We start from the raw sequence: 18,279 nt of genomic DNA on the forward strand, positions 1-18,279 counted from the left end.
CGCCTGCGGACACGGCGACGGCGGGCGCCCTGTCCGGGTCGCCCGCCGTCGGGATGTTCTGTTGTCGGATGCTGTTGTTTCGGACGCGAGGAGGGGTCAGAGAGCGGGCGCGGATTCCGTGTCGATCACGGCTTCCAGCTCGCGCAGACGATCCATGTGTTCATTCGCGTGGTGCTGGCAGAAGAGCAATTCGCCACCCGCGGGAAGAACGGCACGCACTCGGGCAGCCGCCCCGCAACGATCGCAACGATCGACGGCGGTCAGTGGGGTGCTGGTCAGGGTTCCTGGCATGACTCCTCCGTCCCGGCTCCCGGCGCTTCGTGGCCGTTCGCCTAGGTGTGGGCCCCGTGGTCACTCCACGAGGCTCGCATCCGCTACTTCCCAGCAGTGGTACGACTACTCTGTCAGACGTTCGGGGTTCAGGCTTTGTTCCCGGAAGTGAATCTTTGTGTTTTCGATAACACGACCTGCGGTTTCGCTGAAAGCGAACAGATCAGGCCGCGAGATTCGAGCACTCGCCGAACACCTGCGGAGCCGTTGCGCCACCTCCCACTCGATACCGTCACTCACCGATATGTCGCTCGCTGCGGTGTTGCTCGTTACGCGCGGGTACGCGACCACCGAGACGAGCGCCGAGCGCGGTGTTGTGACAGCGTCTTCTTCGTCCGAACCTGTTGTCTACCCGGAGATTACCCGTGACCCCCGACACTCACACGCTGGTTCACCTGTGTACTTCCCAAGAATGGTTGCAACTGCAACACGACGGTGAACGCAGGCCCCCGTCGCTGGCCGAGAGCGGCTTCGTGCACCTGTCCACGCCGCGGCAGGTGCACCTGCCCGCCAACCGGCTGTTCGCCGGTCGCACCGACATGATGGTGCTGTGGCTGGACCCCGATCGTTTCGGCGCCCCGGTGAAGTGGGAGCCGGGCGTCCCCACCGACCCGGCCTCGATGCTGTTCCCGCACCTGTACGGGCCGTTGCCGCGCGCCGCCGTCCTGGCCGCCGAGCCCTATCCGCCCGGCCCCGGCGGTGAGTTCGGCACCCCCCGGCGCGGCACCGTGGCCTAGGCTACATCCGGGGTGCGCGCGACTACCCTGGAGGGGTGAACGTCGACGTCACAGCGCTACCGGGAATCGGAGTGCGCAAGGATTTCGAGGTCAGATCGGGACGCCGCGTCGGAGTCGTCGCGCACCGCGACGGTGACATCGACCTGATCGTCTCCAAGCCCGACGATCCGGACGCGATCGCCGCCCAGGTGCCGCTGTCCACCGACGAGGCCTCGGTGCTGGCGAATCTGCTCGGCGCCCCGCAACTGGTCGCCAAGCTCAACGACGACCATCGCGACCTGCCCGGCATCACCACCCGCCAGCTCGCCGTCCTCGACGAATCGCCTTTCGCCGGACGCACTCTCGGCGAGACCGGGATGCGTACCCGCACCAAGACCTCGATCGTGGCGGTCATGCGGGCCGGGCAGCTGCACCCCTCACCCGGTCCGGACTTCACCTTCACCGAGGGCGATCTGCTCGTGGTCGTCGGCACCCCGGACGGCCTGGACGCGGCCGCGAAGATCCTCACCCACGGCTGAGCCGTGAGCACACAGGCGCTGGCTCTGCTCGAGCTCGGCGTGATCCTGTGTGCGCTGGGGCTCTGCGGGCGGGTGGCGGCCCGGTTCGGGATGTCGCCGATTCCGCTGTATCTGCTGGGTGGGCTGGCCTTCGGGCAGGGCGGGCTGGTGCACTTCGACGCCGCCACCGAGTTCGGCCACCTCGCCTCCGAGATCGGCGTGGTGCTGCTGCTGTTGCTGCTCGGGCTCGAGTACACCGCCCCCGAGCTGATGACCGGTCTGCGGCGCTCCTGGGCGGCCGGAGTGCTGGATCTGGTGGCCAACGCGCTGCCCGGCGCCGCGGTCGCGCTGATCCTGGGCTGGGGTGTGCTCGGCGCGGTGGTGCTGGGCGGGGTCACCTACATCTCGTCCTCCGGGATCGTCGCCAAGGTGCTCGACGATCTGGGCCGCCTCGGTAACCGCGAGACACCGGTGGTGCTGTCGATCCTGGTGTTCGAGGATCTCGCGATGGCGGTCTACCTGCCCATCCTGACGATGATGCTGGCGGGCCTGAGCCTGCTCAGCGGCCTGGTATCGCTGGCGATCGCGCTGGCCACCATCACCGTGGTGCTGGTGGTGGCGCTGCGCTTCGGCCGGGTCGTCTCGGCGGTGCTCGACAGTGCCGATCGTGAGGTGTTCCTGCTGCAGCTGCTCGGTTCGGCGCTGCTGGTGGCGGGGGTGGCCTCGGCACTGAACGTCTCCGCCGCGGTCGGGGCGTTCCTGCTCGGCATCGCCATCTCGGGGTCCACCGCGCACGAGGCCACCAAGGTGCTCGAACCGCTGCGGGATCTGTTCGCGGCGCTGTTCTTCGTCGCCTTCGGCCTGTCCATCGACCCGGGCGCGGTGCCGCCGGTGTTCGGCTGGGCGGTGGTGCTGGCGGTGGTCACCGCCGTCACCAAGGTGGCGGTGGGCTGGTGGGCGGCGGGCAGGCAGGGCATCCGGCGGATGGGCCGGGCCAGGGCGGGCGCCGCGCTGGTGGCGCGCGGCGAGTTCTCCATCGTCATCGCCGGACTCGCGATCGGCTACGGCACGGTCGACGCGCGCCTGGCCGCGCTCGCCTCGGCCTATGTGCTGCTGATGGCGATACTGGGGCCGATCGCGGCCAGGATCGTGGAGCCGGTGGCCGAATTCGCCCGGCGCCGCACGGCTTCGGTGTCGGCCTGATCAGTCCACGACCCGGCGCGGCCAGCTGCCGACACCGTCGTAGACCAATTCCTCGGTGCGGTACTCGATCGGCTCGCGGACCGGTCCACCCGGCGCGGGCTGCGGCGCGGCGGGCGCGACGGGCGCCGGGGTGGGGCGCGGTCGCGGCTGGTGCCGGGAGGTCAGCCACATCCGCGGCAGCGCCTCCTCGTTCTCGATCTCGGTGAGGCTCACGCTGATCAGCACCAGCATGGTGACGATGCTGCTGGCCCCGATCAGCGGCGCGAGCAGATCCATCGCCCCGGCGCCGGTGGGCGGGGCGGCGTGGTGATTGGAGTGCGCGTGCATCGCGGCCATGCCCGTGTAGTGCATGCCGCACACGGCCACGCCCATGATCAGCGCGGCGCCGACCGTCGCCAGAAAACCCTTGACGCGCAACGTGAACCACAGCGCCACCACCGAGGCGACCACCGCGATCACCATCGACAGCGTGACCAATCCCGCGTCGTAACTCACTGTCGCGGTCGACTTCATCGCGTACATGCCGGTGTAGTGCATGGTGCCGACCCCGAGGCCGGTGATCGTGCCGCCGGACAGCAGCGAACGCACCGTCGGCTGCGGTTTGTTGACCATGAACAACCCGATCCCGACCACCACCATCGCCGTCACCGCGCTGAACAGCGTCAGCGGAATGTCGTAGCGGATATCGGCGCCCCGGATGCTGAAACCCAGCATGGCGATGAAATGCATGACCCAGATGCCGGTTCCGCCGATGGCCACCGCGGCGCCGATCAGCCAGCCCGTGCGGCCCTCGGTGGCATTGCGGCCGCGGGCGGCGCACTGCAGGCCGAGCAGGCATCCGGTGACCGACATGAAGTACGCGAGAACGGGAGTGATCCAGCCGTAGCTGAAGTGATAGATGTCGAGCACGCCGCGAAAAACCCTCAATGCCAGTACTGCAGACCTGGCAGCAGTAGAACGAAAAACTGCCTGTGACGATACGGTGAAGATCGCGAATCCGCGTCACTCGCAGCGCAATTGCGCACTGTGGGGTTGATCACGAAACGATTACCGTCGGGCGCGCCGGGAAATACGAACTGCTCGGAATGTTCATTCGGAAATAAAAAGAGGCCCGCGTCCACCCCGGAGGGAGAACGCGGGCCTCGCCGCGGGGGACCCGCTCAGTCGAGGTAGTCGCGCAGCACCTGCGACCGGCTCGGGTGGCGCAACTTGCTCATCGTCTTCGACTCGATCTGGCGGATGCGCTCCCGGGTGACGCCGTAGACCTGGCCGATCTCGTCCAGGGTGCGCGGCTGACCGTCGGTCAGGCCGAAGCGCAGCCGCACCACGCCCGCCTCGCGCTCGGACAGCGTCTCCAGCACCGACTGCAGCTGATCCTGCAGCAGGGTGAAGCTCACCGCGTCGACCGCGACGACGGCCTCGGAGTCCTCGATGAAGTCGCCGAGCTGGCTGTCGCCCTCGTCGCCGATGGTCTGGTCCAGCGAGATGGGCTCGCGCGCGTACTGCTGGATCTCGAGGACCTTCTCCGGCGTGATGTCCATTTCCTTGGCCAGCTCCTCCGGCGTGGGCTCGCGGCCCAGGTCCTGGAGCAGCTCGCGCTGGATGCGGCCGAGCTTGTTGATGACCTCGACCATGTGCACCGGGATACGGATGGTGCGGGCCTGATCGGCCATCGCGCGGGTGATGGCCTGCCGGATCCACCACGTCGCGTAGGTCGAGAACTTGTAACCCTTGGTGTAGTCGAACTTCTCGACCGCGCGGATCAGACCCAGGTTGCCCTCCTGGATCAGGTCCAGGAACGCCATGCCACGGCCGGTGTAGCGCTTGGCCAGCGAGACCACCAGACGCAGGTTGGCCTCGAGCAGGTGGTTCTTGGCCCGGTTGCCGTCGCGCACGATCCAGTTGAAATCGCGCCGCGTGGTGACCGAGAGCTTCTCGCCCGCCTCGGCGAACTCGCGCATCTTCTCCGCGGCGAACAGGCCCGCCTCGATCCGCTTGGCGAGTTCGACCTCCTCCTCCGCGTTGAGCAGCGCGACCTTGCCGATCTGCTTGAGGTAGGCGCGCACCGAGTCGGCCGACGCGGTGAGCTCGGCGTCCTTGCGCGCCTGGCGCAGCGCCTCGGACTCCTCCTCGTCCCAGACGAAATCGCCGGAGGCCTTGTCCTTCTCGGAGGGCTCCTCGGTCTCGGCCTCGGCGGTCTCCTCGGTGGCCTCCTCGACCAGCGTCTCACCGTCGGTGAGCTCGTCCTCGGAGACCTCCAGATCGCCGAGGTCGTCGAGTTCGATCGACTCGTCGTCGAGCTGCTCCTCGCCACCCTCGGCGGCGGTCGCCTTCTTGGCAGCGGCCTTCTTCGCCGGAGCCTTCTTGGCGGCAGCCTTCTTCGCCGGAGCCTTCTTGGCAGCGGCCTTCTTCGCCGGGGCCTTCTTGGCGGCGGCCTTCTTGGCCGGAGCCTTTTTGGCCGGGGTGGCGGCGTCGGCGTCGGCGTCGGCCGAGTCGGCGGTCTGACGGGTATTCGTGGCTACCACGTACGCCCTTTCGTGACGGTCTCGTGCGGCGTCACGCCAGAGTGATTTTCCGGCGGAGCGGTCGGTCGGGTTGCACCGGCGGTGCGTCGGTCGGGTACGGCAGGCGGTTGCACCGGCTCGCGCGCGACCGGCCGCGGCCGGAAGGTTTCACCGGCTCACCGCCGGACGTGTTCCATTGTAACGATCCAACCAGGGTACTCATGGCACGATGCCACCGAGGCGTTGCGCCACCTGTCGCGGCGGGTCAGGGCGCGAGGCCCGCGTCGATGGCCATGGCCGCGCCGACGATACCCGCGGTGTTCTTCAACACAGCCGGAATCACCGGAGTCCTGTTGGTGAGCAACGGGATCCACTGCTCGTGGTCGCGGCTGATGCCACCACCGGCGATGAACACCTTCGGCCAGAACAGGTCCTCGATGGTGGTCAGCACGGTGCTCACCCGGCGCGCCCACGCCGGATAGTCCAGCTCCTCGCGATCCTTGATCGAGGCGGCGGCCAGATGCTCGGCCTCGTCCGCGCCGACCAGGATGTGGCCCAGCTCGGAGTTGGGCACCAGGGTGCCGTCGTAGAGCAGTGCCGAGCCGATGCCGGTGCCGAAGGTGAGCATGATGGTCAGCCCGTGCAGGTCGCGCGCCGAGCCGTAGCGGTCCTCGGCCAGGCCCGCGGCGTCGGCGTCGTTGACCACCGTCACCGGGCGCCCGCCCAGCGCCGCGGAGAACAGCGCGCGGGTGTCGGTGCCGATCCAGGCCGGGTCGATGTTGGCGGCGGTCCTGGCGTGGCCGTCGAGCACCACGCACGGCATGGTGAGCCCCACCGGGCCGTCCCACCCGGCCTTCGCCACCAGCTCGGCGACGGCACCGGCCACCGCCTCGGGCGTGGCGGGATGTGGTGTGGCGATCTTGATCCGGTCGTGCGTGAGCAGGCCGGTGGCCAGATCGACCAGCGCGCCCTTCACCCCGCTACCGCCGATATCGATGCCGAATGCGTGCCCCCGAGCGGACATGGTGCAACCCCTTGCCTGACGCGGTCGATGTGCCTGACAAAGAGTAGCGGTAGTCACTCCCGGCGATCGGCGGCGCGACATGTGATCCGATGGAGTCGTGCCCGACTACACCGCATCCCGGACCCCGACCGTTCCCGGCGCCACCGACGGCGACGAGCAGCTGCGGCTGCTGGCCGTCGAGCTGGCCGAAGCCGCGGCCGCCCATGTGCGCGCCCGCAGGCCGCAGGTCTTCGCCGCGGACGGCCCGGTCGACGGCGCCGTGGCCACCAAGGGTCACGTGACCGACCCGGTCACCGTCGTCGACACCGAATCCGAACAGCTCATCCGCGCGCTGCTCGCCGAGCGCAGGCCCGCCGACGCGATCCTCGGCGAGGAGGGCGGCGGCGACGTGGGCGCCACCGCACCCGGCGCGATCACCTGGATCGTCGACCCGATCGACGGCACCGTCAACTTCCTCTACGGCCTGCCCGGCTACGCGATCTCGGTCGCCGCCGTGCGCGACGGGCAGCCGGTGGCCGGCGCCGTCGTCGACGTGGCCACCGCGACCACCTACAGCGCCGCGCGCGGCGGCGGCGCGCGGTCGGTGACGGCCGACGGCACCGCCACCACCCTGGCCTGCGCCACCGAGGACTCCCTCGACGTCGCGCTGGTCGGCACCGGCTTCGCCTACGGCCGGGCCCGGCGCGCCAGCCAGGCCCGGGTGCTCACCGAGGTGCTGCCGCGCATCCGCGACATCCGCAGGCTCGGCGCGGCGGCGATGGACCTGTGCCATGTGGCCGCGGGCAGGCTCGACGCCTACTACGAGCACGGCCTCAACGCCTGGGACTGGGCCGCGGGCGCGCTGATCGCCGCCGAGGCGGGCGCGGTGGTGCGGGTCCCCGCGGTCACCGTCGGTGGTGCCGAGGGGGAGCTGACCGTGGTGGCCGCCCCGGGTGTCGCGGCCGAACTGACCGCGCTGCTGGACCGGGCGGGCGCGTTCACCCCGCTGCCGGACTGAGCCCGCTCAGCAGGAGACGGTGCGGGCGGCCTCGAGTAGGTCGGGGTCGATGGACGACGATCCCGACCCCGGCGCGAGGTTCTTCAGCGAGCGCAGCACCTCTTCGGCGTCGGCGCCGGGCCGCAGCGATTCGCCGAAGGCCACGCCGAGCACCAGATCCACGGTGTCGTCGGTGCGCGAGTCCTCGATCAGCTCGGCGCACGGGGCGACCAGCTGGACCGAGGCCGCGGCGGGCCTGCCGTTGACGCCGAAGCGGATCTGCCCGGTGCAGGTGAGGTCGCCGTTGACGTAGACCGGATCGTTACCGACCTGTGTCCCTGGCGCGCCGGCGAAGCCGAGGTCGCCCAGCGCCGAGGCGATGTGACCGGCCTGGCCGCTCTGGCCGTTGGCGTTGAAGACGCGCACCTTCGAGTCCGACAGGGCCGCCGGGTCGACGTCGTCGAGGCGCGACGGGCTCACCCGCGACCCCAGCGGCGCGGGCTGGGGCGCGCTGGTTCCGGTGGGCGTGCTCGGTGCGTTGCAGGCCATCGGCTCGTTGCTGTCGTCATGGGTGCGAAACGCCGTGATCCAGACGAACAGGCTGAGCAGAGCCAGCACCAGGACGAGCACGAGCCAGAGCTCGGGGCGCCGCCGCGGGAAGGGATTGCCGTCGCGATCGGTCGCGCTGCCTTCGGTGATCAGTGAAACCACGCGCTCACTCTACGAGTCCGCGGCGGGTGCGTGAGTGCGGGATGTCTCGGCGAGTTTCCCGCGAGGTGAAGATTCGTCGTCGGTTTCGACTCGGCCGGGTTTTGATTGCGACATTTGTCCGTAGGTCCGCTATTGTCTGGCCGCCCAGATCGAATAATCACCGGTGAAACGGTGGTCGGTCGCGGGAACAACAAGGGCATGTCCTGCGTTAACCGAACGCTGTCGGAGTTGATCCTCGCAGATCGGCGCTGATAGGCGGCCGGTGTACGTGTGAGGTGCACCACCGGCGGGGCGGTACGAACGCCGGACCCTCACGGGGAACGGCAATCGCACCGATCCGGGATATACGGAGTAAGGACTGAGGGGAAGACGACATGGCAACCGACTATGACGCACCGCGGCGCACCGAATCCGACGAAGTGTCGGAGGATTCGCTCGAGGAGCTGAAGGCCCGCCGCAACGAGGCGCAGTCCGCCGTCGTGGACATCGACGAGTCCGATACAGCGGAATCGTTCGAGCTTCCCGGCGCGGACCTGTCCGAGGAAGTACTCAGCGTTCGGGTCATCCCGAAGCAGGCCGACGAGTTCACCTGCTCGAGCTGTTTCCTCGTGCACCATCGCAGCCGCCTGGCCACCGAAAAAGGTGGGCAGCTGATCTGCATGGACTGCGCCGCCTAGACGAAGACGACGGGTCAGCCCGCGCTCGGAAGCCCGAGCGCGGCCAGAACCCGGTCCGGCCTGCGCGTACTGATCAACCAGTACGGCGTCGGGTCGTCCGGGTCGTCGAGGACCAGCAGCGCCATCGGCCCGATCCAGGCCCGGTGCTGCACATAGGCGGCGGGGTCGAGCTGACGGCCCAGCGCCGCGCTCTTGGCCGTCGGCGCGACGGCCGCGGCCCGCGCGACGAAGCTCACCGGCAGGTGGGCCCGATCGACCCGCAGTTCCGCGGCACCCTCGGGCGAGACGGTGACCTCCAGGCGATGCCTGCTCATCCACAACAGAATCCACACCGGCACCGGTGCGAGCAGCACATACGGCAGCCAGGCCCGCAGGCCCGGCGCGCCCATGTGGATCTCGGCGGCCAGCAGACCGGCGATCGCGAAGCCGATCGGCCACCACCACAGCGGCACCCACAACCGTTCCCGGTAGGGCGACGGGCGCTGCGCGGACGGCGCGGGCCGGTCGGGGTCGGTGGTCGCTGCGTGGGGCTGGTCGGGCACCTGTCCAGAGTAAGCCACCGCGCCGGGGCGCTAAGCGCAAGGTCGGGCGCACGAACGCGTAGGCTCGACCGATGTGAACGCACTTGCACCGATTCCGCTGCGGCGGCTCGATCCCGGCATCCCCGTGCCGACGCGTGCCCATCCGGGTGATGCGGGCGTCGATCTCTGTACCACCGAAGACGTGATCATCGAGCCCGGCGAGCGAGTGCTGGTCGGCACCGGGATCGCGATCGCGTTGCCGGTCGGTACGGTCGGCCTGATCCATCCCCGGTCCGGTCTGGCGGCCAAGGCGGGGCTGTCGGTGGTCAACACCCCGGGCACGATCGACGCCGGCTACCGCGGCGAGATCAAGGTGTGCCTGATCAACCATGACCCGCGCACCGCCGTCGAGCTGCGCCGCGGCGACCGCATCGCGCAGCTGCTGGTGCAGCGCGTCGAGCTGGTCGGCTTCACCGAGGTCGACGATCTCGACGAGACCGCCCGCGGCGCAGGCGGATACGGTTCCAGCGGCGGGCACGCGAGCCTGACCGATGAGGAGGCGTAATGGGTCTTTTCGGTAAGAAGAAGCGCGGCAGGCGCGAGGACGAACCCGTCTACGACGAGGCCTACGACGACGACGGCTACCTCGACGACGGCTACGACGAGGACGAGTACGACACCGACGAGTTCCCCCGCCCGGACTTCGCGCACCTCGACTTCGACGACGCCCCCACCGACGAGCGCATCTACGGCAACTTCGACCACGAACCCGATGCCGCCGCCGGTCCGTACGACATCAGCGAGGTCTCCGACGAGGTCGTCGCCCAGCGCCTCGACCTCGGCTCGGTGCTGATCCCGGTGCCCCAGGGCGGCCAGCTCCAGGTGGAGATGAGCCCCGACGGCACCCCGCAGGCGGTGCACCTGGCCACCGAACACGGCAGGCTCACCGTGGCCGCCTACGCGGCCCCGAAATCGGCCGGGCAGTGGCGCACGGTCGCCGCGGATCTGGCCGAATCGCTGCGCGGTGACGGCGCGAGCGTCGCGGTCGAGGAAGGCCCGTGGGGACGCGAGGTCAAGGCGATCACCGAGGGCGCCGATCTGCGCTTCATCGGTGTCGACGGCCCGCGCTGGATGATCCGCCTGGTCGCCGCGGGCCCCTCGGGCGCCGTCGACGACCGCAGCCCGCTGATCACCGCCGCCCGCGCGGTGCTCGCCGACGCCGTGGTGCGCCGTGGCAGCGAGCCGCTGCCGGTTCGTGACCCGCTGCCCGTGGTGCTGCCGCAGGAACTCGCCGAGCAGCTCGCGGCCGCCCATCAGCAGCAGGTGCTGGCCCAGCAGCAGGCGATGGCCGCCCAGGCCGCCGCGGCCGCGGCCCCGCCCGCCTCGGCGTTGCCGCCGCAGCTGCCCGACGAGCCGCGCCGTGGCGCGGACGGTTCGGCCATGCAGCAGCTGGGCCTCAACTAGCGGACCGGCGCGGTGGTCAGCCGATCGAGGGCGGCGCAGCCGGTGTTTCCGAGGATCGCGGGGTTCTCGCCGAGTTCGTCCAAGCGCACGCGGGCGAGATCCGCGTGGGGGAGGGCCGCCGCCCACTGTTCGGCGACGGTGATGGGGTGGACCGGGTCGTCGGTGGCGCCGACCACCGCGACCGGGGTCCGGGTCCGCGCCAGCCGGTCGAGTTCGGGCCAGCGGTAGGACGCGGCCTCGTCGAGCGCGTCCGGCAGGTGCGGCCACTGGCTCCGCCAGGACTGGGTGAGCGCGGCGGCCAGCCACGGCGGGCTCGACGCGCGCATCCGCTCGAGCACCGCGTCGAGGCCGTCGGCGCGCAGTTGCTCCGCGGTAACCGCGGCGCTGAGGGCGGCGGGGCAGGCGGCGGTTTCGGCACCCGTCCAGGCGGGTAATGCTGCGAGAACACCGACCACCGCGGCCGGGTGCCCGGCTGCCCAGTCGAGTGCCACCGCGGCGCCGAGGGAGATGCCCGCGGCCAGGACCGGACCGCGCGCCGCGGCCGCGTCCAAAGCCGCGGTGTAGCTCGCGATCACGGCCCGCGGCTCCGGTTCCACGGCGTGCAACGCCCATCCGCGCGCGGCCGCTGCCGGTCCGAAAGCGCGGGCGGCGAAATCGGCGTCGGAACCGGTTCCGGGCAGGGCGACCACGGTGACCTGGGGTGGGGTGCGCAACACAGGCCGAGCGTAGCGGCCGACCGTTTGCCCATCTACAGTGGCGGTGTACGGCCAACTAGCGGGAGAAGCGTGTCATGTCGTCAGCCAAGTCGGGATCCGGTCCGGACTCGGGATATTTCCGTCGGCTGGGCCGCCGTCTCACCGCCGATATCGACGAGCTCGACGCCGAGGAACTGGCGGAGACGGCCGACGCCTCCGGTGCCCGGCGCGCCGCGGACTGTTGTCGTGGCGAGGAAGCCACCATCGTCGGCAGGCTCCGCAGTGTCGAGGCGTGTCCGAAGGCGGCGGGCGCGACCGTGCAGGCCGAGTTCTTCGACGGCACCGATGCGATCACCCTGGTCTGGATCGGGCGCAGGCGCATTCCCGGGATCGAACCGGGCAGGCGCATCATGGTCCGCGGCCGGGTCGGCGATCGCGACGGCCGCAAGGTGATCTTCAACCCCTACTACGAATTGCGCGGGAACAGCTGACGTATGCCCTCCAGCGACGAGTACCGCGTGCCCGCGGACCCCGAATCGACCGTGGTGCTGCCCGTGGCCACCGCTGATCCGGTCGACCCGGACACCGACGCCGAGGTCGAGAAGGCCGAACAGACCCTGCTCGAGCAGCTGGGCGGCTTCAGCGGCCTGATCTACTCCACCCTCCCGGTCCTGGTCTTCGTCCCGGTGAACACCCTGGCCGGGCTGACCGCCGCAATCTGGGCCGCGCTCGGCGTGGCGGCGGCCGTGCTGATCTGGCGCCTGGTGCGCCACGACCCGGTCCAGCCCGCCATCTCCGGCTTCCTCGGGGTCGGCGTGTGCGCCTTCATCGCCTACCGGATGGGCGAGGCCAAGGGCTTCTTCCTGTTCGGCATCTACACCAGCCTCGTCTACGCGGGCGTGTTCGCGCTGTCGATCCTGCTGCGCCGCCCGCTGGTCGGGGTGATCTGGGGCGCGCTCAACGGCCACGGCAGCGCCTGGCGCACCGACGCGCGCGTGCGCAAGCTCTACAACCTGGCCACCGTGGTCTGGGTGGTCGTCTTCGGTGCCCGCTACCTGGTGCAGTCGCAGCTCTACGACACCGACCACACCACCTGGCTGGCCGTGGCCCGCATCGCGATGGGCTGGCCGCTGACCGGGGTGGCGCTGGTGGTGACCATCTGGGCGGTGCGCCGCGCCGGGCACCTGCCGGTCGACACCTCCGGTGCCGGAACGGATTCCGCTCCCGCCACCCGGTAACCGGATCGCCGCCGGAGGTGGGGCAGTACCCACCCTGGGGTGCCTGGTTCCGGCCGTCCGACCGGCGCACGATCAATGCGTAGGACATACGCACTGATCGTGAGAGGACCGGCGACCATGACGGCTTCCGAGCACCGACCCTCCGGCGCGCCGAAGAGCACCGCCCCCGCGCTGTCGGAGAGCAAGCGCATCGCCGCCCGGCTCGACGCGCTCGTCGGCGCGGCCGCGCGTGGCGACCGCGACGCCGTCGCCGAGATCGTGCGCCTGATCCACCCGCTGGTGCGGCGCTACTGCTCGGCGCGGATGGGCGCCACCGGCCATCTCACCGTCACCGCCGACGACGTCACCCAGGAAGTGCTGATGGCCACCGTCACCGCCATCCCGCGCTACCGCGACCAGGGCAAGTCGTTCCTGGCCTTCGTCTACGGGATCGCCGCCAACAAGGTCTCCGACGCGTTCCGCCGGGGCAAGCACGTCGCCTATCCGATGGCCGACCTGCCCGACACCGCCAGCGCCGCGGCGGGCCCGGAGGAGTGGGCGATGGCCTTCGAACGCCGCGCCGCCACCCACGAACTGATGAAGGTGCTGGCCCCCAACCACCGCGAGGTGCTGGTCATGCGGATCGTGCTCGGCTGGAGTGCCGCGCAGACCGCCGAGGCCATCGGCACCAGCCCGGGCGTGGTGCGGGTGATGCAGCATCGCGCGCTGAACAAGCTGCGCGCCGAGCTGAAGACGGCCTGAGTCAGGACCCGATGCCGTGGGTGGCCAGCGCCAAGCGCAGGTCTTCCTCGGCTTCCACCGAGGTGACGAACAGCAGTTCGTCCTCGCCCTCGAACGGGTCGTCGGGCTGTGGCACGATCACCCGCCCGCCGCGCAGGATCGTCACCAGCGCGGTGTCGCGCGGCATGCGCAGGCTGCGCACCGGCTTGCCCGCCAGCTGGGTGTCGGCGGGCAGGGTGATCTCCACCAGATTGGCCTGGCCCTGACGCAATGTCATCAGCCGCACCAGATCACCCACCGACACCGCCTCCTCGACCAGCGAGGCCAGCAGCCGCGGCGTCGACACGGCCACGTCCACGCCCCACGACTCGTCGAAGAGCCACTCGTTGCGCGGATCGTTGACCCGGGCCACCACCCGGCGCACCCCGAACTCGGTCTTGGCGAGCAGGCTGTGCACCAGATTCGCCTTGTCGTCGCCGGTGGCCGCGATGACCACCTCGTAGGTCTCGAGCTCGGCGTTCTCCAGCAGCGCGAGCTCACAGGCATCGGCGTGTACCCAGACCGCGTCCGGGATGGCGGCGGGGTCGATGTGGTCGAGCTGACGCTCGAGCAGCATCACCCGATGCCCGCCGCGCAGCAGTTCCCTGGCGATCGAGCGCCCCACCGCGCCCGCTCCGGCGATGGCCACCTTCATGTTCAGTCCTCGCTCACGGGGGGCTTGGCGGCCAAGGCGACGACCTCGCCGACACTGCCGGAGGTGGCGGCCACATAGACGACGTCGTCGGCCTGCACGATCGCCTTGGAATCCGGCAGCACGCCCCGGCCGAAGCGCAGCAGGAAGGCCACCCGCACCCCGAGGTCGCGTTCCAGATCGCGCACGGTGCGCCCGAACCACTCCTCGTGCAGGGTCAGCTGGGTCACCGCCACCGCGCCGGTGGGTTCGCGCCAGGTGGTGGTCGAGTTGTCGCCGATCAGGGTGCGCAGGAACCGGTCGGTGGTCCACGGCACCGTCGCGATGGTGGGAATGCCCAGGCGCTCGTAGACCTCGGCGCGCTTGGCGTCGTAGATCCGCGCCACCACGCGCTCCACGCCGAACATCTCCCTGGCCACCCGGGCCGAGATGATGTTGGAGTTGTCGCCGGAGGACACCGCCGCGAACGCGTCGGCCCGCTCGATGCCCGCGCGGGTCAGCACATCCCGGTCGAAGCCGACCCCGATCACCTCCTGGCCGGGGAAGCCCTCACCCAGCCGCCGGAACGCACTGGGATCGCGGTCGATCACCGTCACCTCGTGCCCGACCCGGACCAGGGCACGCGCCAGCGACGAGCCCACCCGCCCGCACCCCATGATCACTACGTACACCGCGCACCCTCGTTCCCTCGCCACCGCAGTGGCACGTCCGGCAAGGACCGTACCCGCCGGTCCTCCCTTCGGCATTTTCCCCTCGCCGCGACGGCGCAAACACGCGCCACGCCGCCGTCGCGCCCGGTGAGCGTGCGCGCGAGGGGGCCGATGAACTCCTCTATGCTGAGCCCGGTGTCCAAGTTGACGACGGCAGCCAAGCGCGTGCTGCTGGGCAGGCCGTTCCGCAGCGATTCGCTCGGCCACACGTTGTTGCCCAAGCGTATCGCCCTTCCGGTGTTCGCCTCCGACGCGATGTCCTCGGTGGCCTACGCGCCGGAGGAGATCTTCCTGGTGCTCTCGGCGGCGGGGATCTCGGCCTACGTCTACGCGCCGTGGGTGGGGCTGGCGGTGGCACTGGTGATGGCCGTGGTGGTCGCCAGCTACCGGCAGAACGTGCACGCCTATCCCTCCGGCGGCGGCGACTACGAGGTCGCGACGAAGAACCTGGGCCCCAACGCGGGCCTGACCGTCGGCAGCGCGCTGCTGGTCGACTACGTGCTCACCGTGGCGGTCTCGATCTCCTCGGCCGCCTCCAACATCGGCTCGGCCATCCCGTTCGTGGCCACCCACAAGGTGCTGTTCGCGGTGGTCGCCATCGCCGTGCTCACCGCGATCAACCTGCGCGGGGTGCGCGAATCCGGCAAGGCCTTCGCCGTGCCCACCTACGCGTTCATCATCGGCATGGCCGTGATGCTGGGCTGGGGCCTGTTCCGGATCTTCGTGCTCGGCGACGACATCCACGCCGTATCCGCCGGTTTCGGGCTGGAGGCCGAGGACGAGCACCTCTACGGGCTGGCCTTCGCCTTCCTGATCGCGCGCTCGTTCTCCTCCGGCTGCGCCGCGCTGACCGGTGTGGAGGCCATCAGCAACGGCGTGCCCGCCTTCCGCAAGCCCAAGTCGCGCAATGCCGCGACCACGCTGCTCATGCTGGGCGCCATCGCGATCGCGCTGCTGATGGGCATCATCATCCTGGCGCAGAAGATCGGCATCGTCTACGCCCACGACACCGCGCACCTGATCGGCGCCCCCGCCGACTACCACCAGAAGACCCTCATCGCCCAGCTGGCCGAGGCCGTCTTCCACGGTTTCCCGATCGGTTTCTTCTTCATCACGATCGTCACCGCGCTGATCCTGGTGCTGGCGGCCAACACCGCCTTCAACGGTTTCCCGGTGCTCGGCTCGATCCTGGCCCAGGACCGCTACCTGCCCCGGCAGCTGCACACCCGCGGCGACCGGCTGGCCTTCTCCAACGGCATCCTGTTCCTGGCCGGCGCGGCGATCGCGTTCGTGGTGTTCTTCGGGGCCGAGGTGACCAAGCTCATCCAGCTCTACATCGTCGGGGTGTTCGTCTCATTCGTGCTGAGCCAGACCGGCATGCTGCGGCACTGGACGCGGCTGCTGCGCACCGAGACCGATCCGGCGCAGCGCGCGAAGATGAAGCGCTCCCGGGTGATCAACGCCATCGGCCTCACCGCCACCGGCGCGGTCCTGGTGATCGTGCTGATCACCAAGTTCTTCGCCGGTGCCTACATCGCGATCTTCACCATGGTGGCGATCTTCGTGGTGATGAAACTCATCCGCCGCCACTACGACTCGGTCTCGCGCGAACTCGACGAATCCGACTGGGACGGCGTGCTGCCCAGCCGCACCCACTCCATCGTGCTGGTCTCCAAGCTGCACCTGCCCACCCGGCGCGCGCTGGCCTACGCCAGGGCCACCCGCCCGGACACGCTGGAAGCGATCACGGTCAACGTGGACGACGCCGACACCCGCAGGCTGGTGCGCGAGTGGGAGAACAGCGAGATCAATGTGCCGCTGAAGGTGATCGAGTCGCCGTATCGCGAGATCACCAAACCGGTGCTGGAATACGTCAAGCGGGTCCGCAAGGACGCCCCGCGCGATGTTGTCACCGTGTTCATCCCCGAGTACGTGGTCGGGCACTGGTGGGAGCAGGTGCTGCACAACCAGTCGGCGCTGCGGCTCAAGGGCAGGCTCCTGTTCGAGCCGGGCGTGATGGTGACCAGCGTGCCGTGGCAGCTGAGCTCGTCCACCCGGGCCAAGCAGGCCGCCGAGGGCAACGCGCCGGGGTCGGTGCGGCGCGGATTCGAAGAACCGGGGCGTCGCGGATGAGCCGCGCGCACATCGAGACAGTGAGCAGGTGCGCCGCGTGAGCGACTGGCGTGGACAGGAATTCGAGATCCGGCTCGGCCCGCCCGGCCACGGCGGATTCTGCGTCGGACGGCACGAGGGCCGGGTGGTCTTCGTGCGACACGGCCTGCCCGGGGAGCTGGTGCGCGCGCGGGTGACCGAGGACCGCGGCGGCTCGTTCTGCCGCGCCGACGCGGTGGAGGTCATCGAGGCCTCCGCGGACCGTGTCCCCGCGACCTGCCCGGTCTCCGGTCCCGGCGGCGCGGGCTGCTGCGACTTCTCCTTCGCCACCCCCGCCGCCCAGCGCGCGCTCAAGGCCACCGTGGTGGCCGAACAGCTGCGCAGGCTGGCCGGAATCGACCCCGAGTTCGCGGTGGAGCCGATCGCCGGGGACGACCCCGAGATCACCGGCGGCTGGCGGACCAGGGTGCGCCTGGTCGTCGACGAGCACGGCCGCGCCGGTGTGCACCGCTACCGCAGCACCGCCGTGCTGCCCGACCTGCGCTGTCCGCAGCCGGTCGCGGGCGCCCTCGACGGTGTCGCCGAACGCCGCTGGACCCCCGGCAGCGATCTGGTGGTGGCCGTCGACGGCGACGGCGTGCGCCATATCGTGGAACTGGCCGCCGACGACACCACCCGCCCCGGCGGCCGTCCCGCCACCCCGCGCGGCGCGACCCGCGGCCGCGGACACCACCCCGCCCGGCGCAAGCATTCCGGCGCTCCCGTGCGCGACGACCGCGGCGCGATCCGCGACCGCGCCGCTGCCCGCAAGTCCGCCACCAACGCCCCCCGCGAGGAATGGGTGCTGGCGGGCACCGGCCGCGCGGTGGAATACGTGGCGGGCAGACGCTGGGAACTCGCGGCGACCGGCTTCTGGCAGGCCCATCACCGGGCCGCGCAGTGCTATTCCGATCTCGTGGCCGACTGGTCGGGTCTGGCCCCCGGTGGGTCGGGCTGGGATCTCTACAGCGGTGTCGGCGTCTTCGCCGCGCGCCTGGCCGAGCAGACCGGCCAGACCGGCGCGGTCGCCGCGGTCGAGTCGGCCCGGGGCGCGGTCGCCGACGGTGTCGCCGCCCTGCGCGACCTGCCCTGGCTGGAGCTGCGCGCCGACCGCGTCGAACGCTGGGCCCGCTCGGCCACCGGCTCACCCGAGATCGTCGTCCTGGACCCGCCGCGCGCGGGCGCGGGCAAAGAGGTCGTCGCCGCCATCGCCGACGCCGACCCCCGCCGCATCGTCCACATCGGCTGCGACCCGGCCTCCTTCGCCCGCGACCTCGGCCTGTACCTGGACGTGGGCTACCACCTGGCCGACCTGCGCGCCTTCGACGCTTTCCCCGGCACCCACCACGTCGAATGCGTCGCCCTGCTCGACCGCTGACCAGCGCCTACTGCCAACGCGCCGCGCGACTGTCTGCTGCGCCGCGCGACTG

At 70.5% G+C, this 18,279-nt stretch carries 21 protein-coding genes; 12 read left to right on the forward strand and 9 right to left on the reverse strand.

What is annotated here, in order from left to right; all coding sequences use genetic code 11:
* Positions 1–96: 96 nt before the first annotated feature.
* Entirely contained in the window at positions 97–291 is a 195-nt protein-coding gene (locus tag WA675_RS03445) for a DUF7455 domain-containing protein (RefSeq protein ID WP_029903635.1), read from the reverse strand.
* Positions 292–695: 404 nt separating this feature from the next.
* Between WA675_RS03445 and WA675_RS03450 the strand changes: the two genes are divergently transcribed.
* The 3 genes from WA675_RS03450 to WA675_RS03460 are packed head-to-tail and all read left to right on the forward strand — an operon-like array spanning position 696 to position 2,767.
* Entirely contained in the window at positions 696–1,067 is a 372-nt protein-coding gene (locus tag WA675_RS03450) for a DUF952 domain-containing protein (RefSeq protein WP_336081780.1), read from the forward strand.
* A 35-nt stretch (positions 1,068–1,102) separates the two neighbouring features.
* A complete protein-coding gene (locus WA675_RS03455) occupies positions 1,103–1,585 on the forward strand; it encodes a cation:proton antiporter regulatory subunit (protein WP_336081782.1) in 483 nt (160 codons plus the stop codon).
* A 3-nt stretch (positions 1,586–1,588) separates the two neighbouring features.
* Positions 1,589–2,767, forward strand: a complete 1,179-nt coding sequence (locus tag WA675_RS03460) for a cation:proton antiporter (RefSeq protein ID WP_336081783.1) — start codon at positions 1,589–1,591, stop codon at positions 2,765–2,767.
* Here the strand turns inward: WA675_RS03460 and WA675_RS03465 are convergent, their stop codons facing one another.
* The 3 genes from WA675_RS03465 to ppgK all read right to left on the reverse strand — a co-directional run bounded on the left by WA675_RS03465 (position 2,768) and on the right by ppgK (position 6,295).
* Positions 2,768–3,694, reverse strand: a complete 927-nt coding sequence (locus WA675_RS03465) for an MHYT domain-containing protein (protein WP_336081784.1) — start codon at positions 3,692–3,694, stop codon at positions 2,768–2,770.
* 233 nt (positions 3,695–3,927) lie between these two features.
* Positions 3,928–5,292, reverse strand: a complete 1,365-nt coding sequence (locus tag WA675_RS03470; protein WP_442945545.1) for an RNA polymerase sigma factor — start codon at positions 5,290–5,292, stop codon at positions 3,928–3,930.
* Positions 5,293–5,536: 244 nt separating this feature from the next.
* Positions 5,537–6,295, reverse strand: coding sequence for a polyphosphate--glucose phosphotransferase (ppgK, locus tag WA675_RS03475; protein ID WP_336081786.1), 759 nt, complete (start codon positions 6,293–6,295; stop codon positions 5,537–5,539).
* Between the two features lie 97 nt (positions 6,296–6,392).
* Between ppgK and WA675_RS03480 the strand changes: the two genes are divergently transcribed.
* The gene (locus tag WA675_RS03480; RefSeq protein WP_336081787.1) at positions 6,393–7,292 is read left to right on the forward strand and encodes an inositol monophosphatase family protein; all 900 of its coding nucleotides are present in this window, start codon (positions 6,393–6,395) and stop codon (positions 7,290–7,292) included.
* A gap of 6 nt (positions 7,293–7,298) precedes the next feature.
* Here WA675_RS03480 and cei read toward each other — a convergent pair whose 3' ends face one another.
* Positions 7,299–7,982, reverse strand: coding sequence for an envelope integrity protein Cei (gene cei / locus WA675_RS03485; RefSeq protein WP_336081789.1), 684 nt, complete (start codon positions 7,980–7,982; stop codon positions 7,299–7,301).
* 374 nt (positions 7,983–8,356) lie between these two features.
* Between cei and WA675_RS03490 the strand changes: the two genes are divergently transcribed.
* Complete coding sequence (locus WA675_RS03490) at positions 8,357–8,659, forward strand: DUF4193 domain-containing protein (protein WP_336081790.1); 303 nt, start codon at positions 8,357–8,359, stop codon at positions 8,657–8,659.
* 14 nt (positions 8,660–8,673) lie between these two features.
* On the opposite strand, the gene WA675_RS03495 is transcribed toward WA675_RS03490, so the two are convergent.
* Positions 8,674–9,201 (reverse strand): DUF3093 domain-containing protein, encoded by a 528-nt coding sequence (locus tag WA675_RS03495; RefSeq protein ID WP_442945546.1) that lies wholly within the window; start codon positions 9,199–9,201, stop codon positions 8,674–8,676.
* A gap of 73 nt (positions 9,202–9,274) precedes the next feature.
* Between WA675_RS03495 and dut the strand changes: the two genes are divergently transcribed.
* Both dut and WA675_RS03505 read left to right on the forward strand, forming a co-directional pair.
* Positions 9,275–9,745 carry a dUTP diphosphatase gene (dut, locus tag WA675_RS03500; protein ID WP_336081792.1) on the forward strand — a complete coding sequence of 157 codons (471 nt, stop codon included), beginning with the start codon at positions 9,275–9,277 and terminating at the stop codon, positions 9,743–9,745.
* Complete coding sequence (locus tag WA675_RS03505; RefSeq protein ID WP_336081794.1) at positions 9,745–10,644, forward strand: DUF3710 domain-containing protein; 900 nt, start codon at positions 9,745–9,747, stop codon at positions 10,642–10,644. The genes dut and WA675_RS03505 overlap by 1 nt, the downstream gene beginning before the upstream one ends.
* Here WA675_RS03505 and WA675_RS03510 read toward each other — a convergent pair.
* Positions 10,641–11,360, reverse strand: a complete 720-nt coding sequence (locus WA675_RS03510) for an alpha/beta fold hydrolase (protein ID WP_336081795.1) — start codon at positions 11,358–11,360, stop codon at positions 10,641–10,643. The two genes, WA675_RS03505 and WA675_RS03510, sit on opposite strands and share 4 nt — an antisense overlap.
* Positions 11,361–11,434: 74 nt before the next feature.
* On the opposite strand from WA675_RS03510, the gene WA675_RS03515 reads away from it, so the two are divergent.
* From WA675_RS03515 to WA675_RS03525, 3 genes are all read left to right on the forward strand, one after another.
* Positions 11,435–11,830, forward strand: coding sequence for an OB-fold nucleic acid binding domain-containing protein (locus WA675_RS03515; RefSeq protein ID WP_336081797.1), 396 nt, complete (start codon positions 11,435–11,437; stop codon positions 11,828–11,830).
* Between the two features lie 3 nt (positions 11,831–11,833).
* The gene (locus tag WA675_RS03520; protein WP_336081798.1) at positions 11,834–12,577 is read left to right on the forward strand and encodes a DUF3159 domain-containing protein; all 744 of its coding nucleotides are present in this window, start codon (positions 11,834–11,836) and stop codon (positions 12,575–12,577) included.
* 117 nt (positions 12,578–12,694) lie between these two features.
* Positions 12,695–13,318: a sigma-70 family RNA polymerase sigma factor gene (locus tag WA675_RS03525; protein WP_336081800.1), complete on the forward strand. Its 624-nt coding sequence runs from the start codon at positions 12,695–12,697 to the stop codon at positions 13,316–13,318.
* 1 nt (position 13,319) lies between these two features.
* Here the strand turns inward: WA675_RS03525 and WA675_RS03530 are convergent, their stop codons facing one another.
* Positions 13,320–13,991, reverse strand: a complete 672-nt coding sequence (locus WA675_RS03530) for a potassium channel family protein (RefSeq protein WP_336081801.1) — start codon at positions 13,989–13,991, stop codon at positions 13,320–13,322.
* 2 nt (positions 13,992–13,993) lie between these two features.
* The gene (locus WA675_RS03535) at positions 13,994–14,659 is read right to left on the reverse strand and encodes a potassium channel family protein (protein ID WP_336081803.1); all 666 of its coding nucleotides are present in this window, start codon (positions 14,657–14,659) and stop codon (positions 13,994–13,996) included.
* Positions 14,660–14,833: 174 nt separating this feature from the next.
* Here WA675_RS03535 and WA675_RS03540 point away from each other — a divergent pair, with 174 nt between their 5' ends.
* Both WA675_RS03540 and WA675_RS03545 read left to right on the forward strand, forming a co-directional pair.
* The gene (locus WA675_RS03540; protein WP_336081805.1) at positions 14,834–16,831 is read left to right on the forward strand and encodes an APC family permease; all 1,998 of its coding nucleotides are present in this window, start codon (positions 14,834–14,836) and stop codon (positions 16,829–16,831) included.
* Between the two features lie 37 nt (positions 16,832–16,868).
* Positions 16,869–18,227: a class I SAM-dependent RNA methyltransferase gene (locus WA675_RS03545; protein WP_336081807.1), complete on the forward strand. Its 1,359-nt coding sequence runs from the start codon at positions 16,869–16,871 to the stop codon at positions 18,225–18,227.
* The last annotated feature ends 52 nt before the right edge of the window (positions 18,228–18,279 follow it).

It is taken from the genome of Nocardia sp. SSK8, from assembly GCF_037034205.1.
Taxonomy (GTDB): domain Bacteria; phylum Actinomycetota; class Actinomycetes; order Mycobacteriales; family Mycobacteriaceae; genus Nocardia.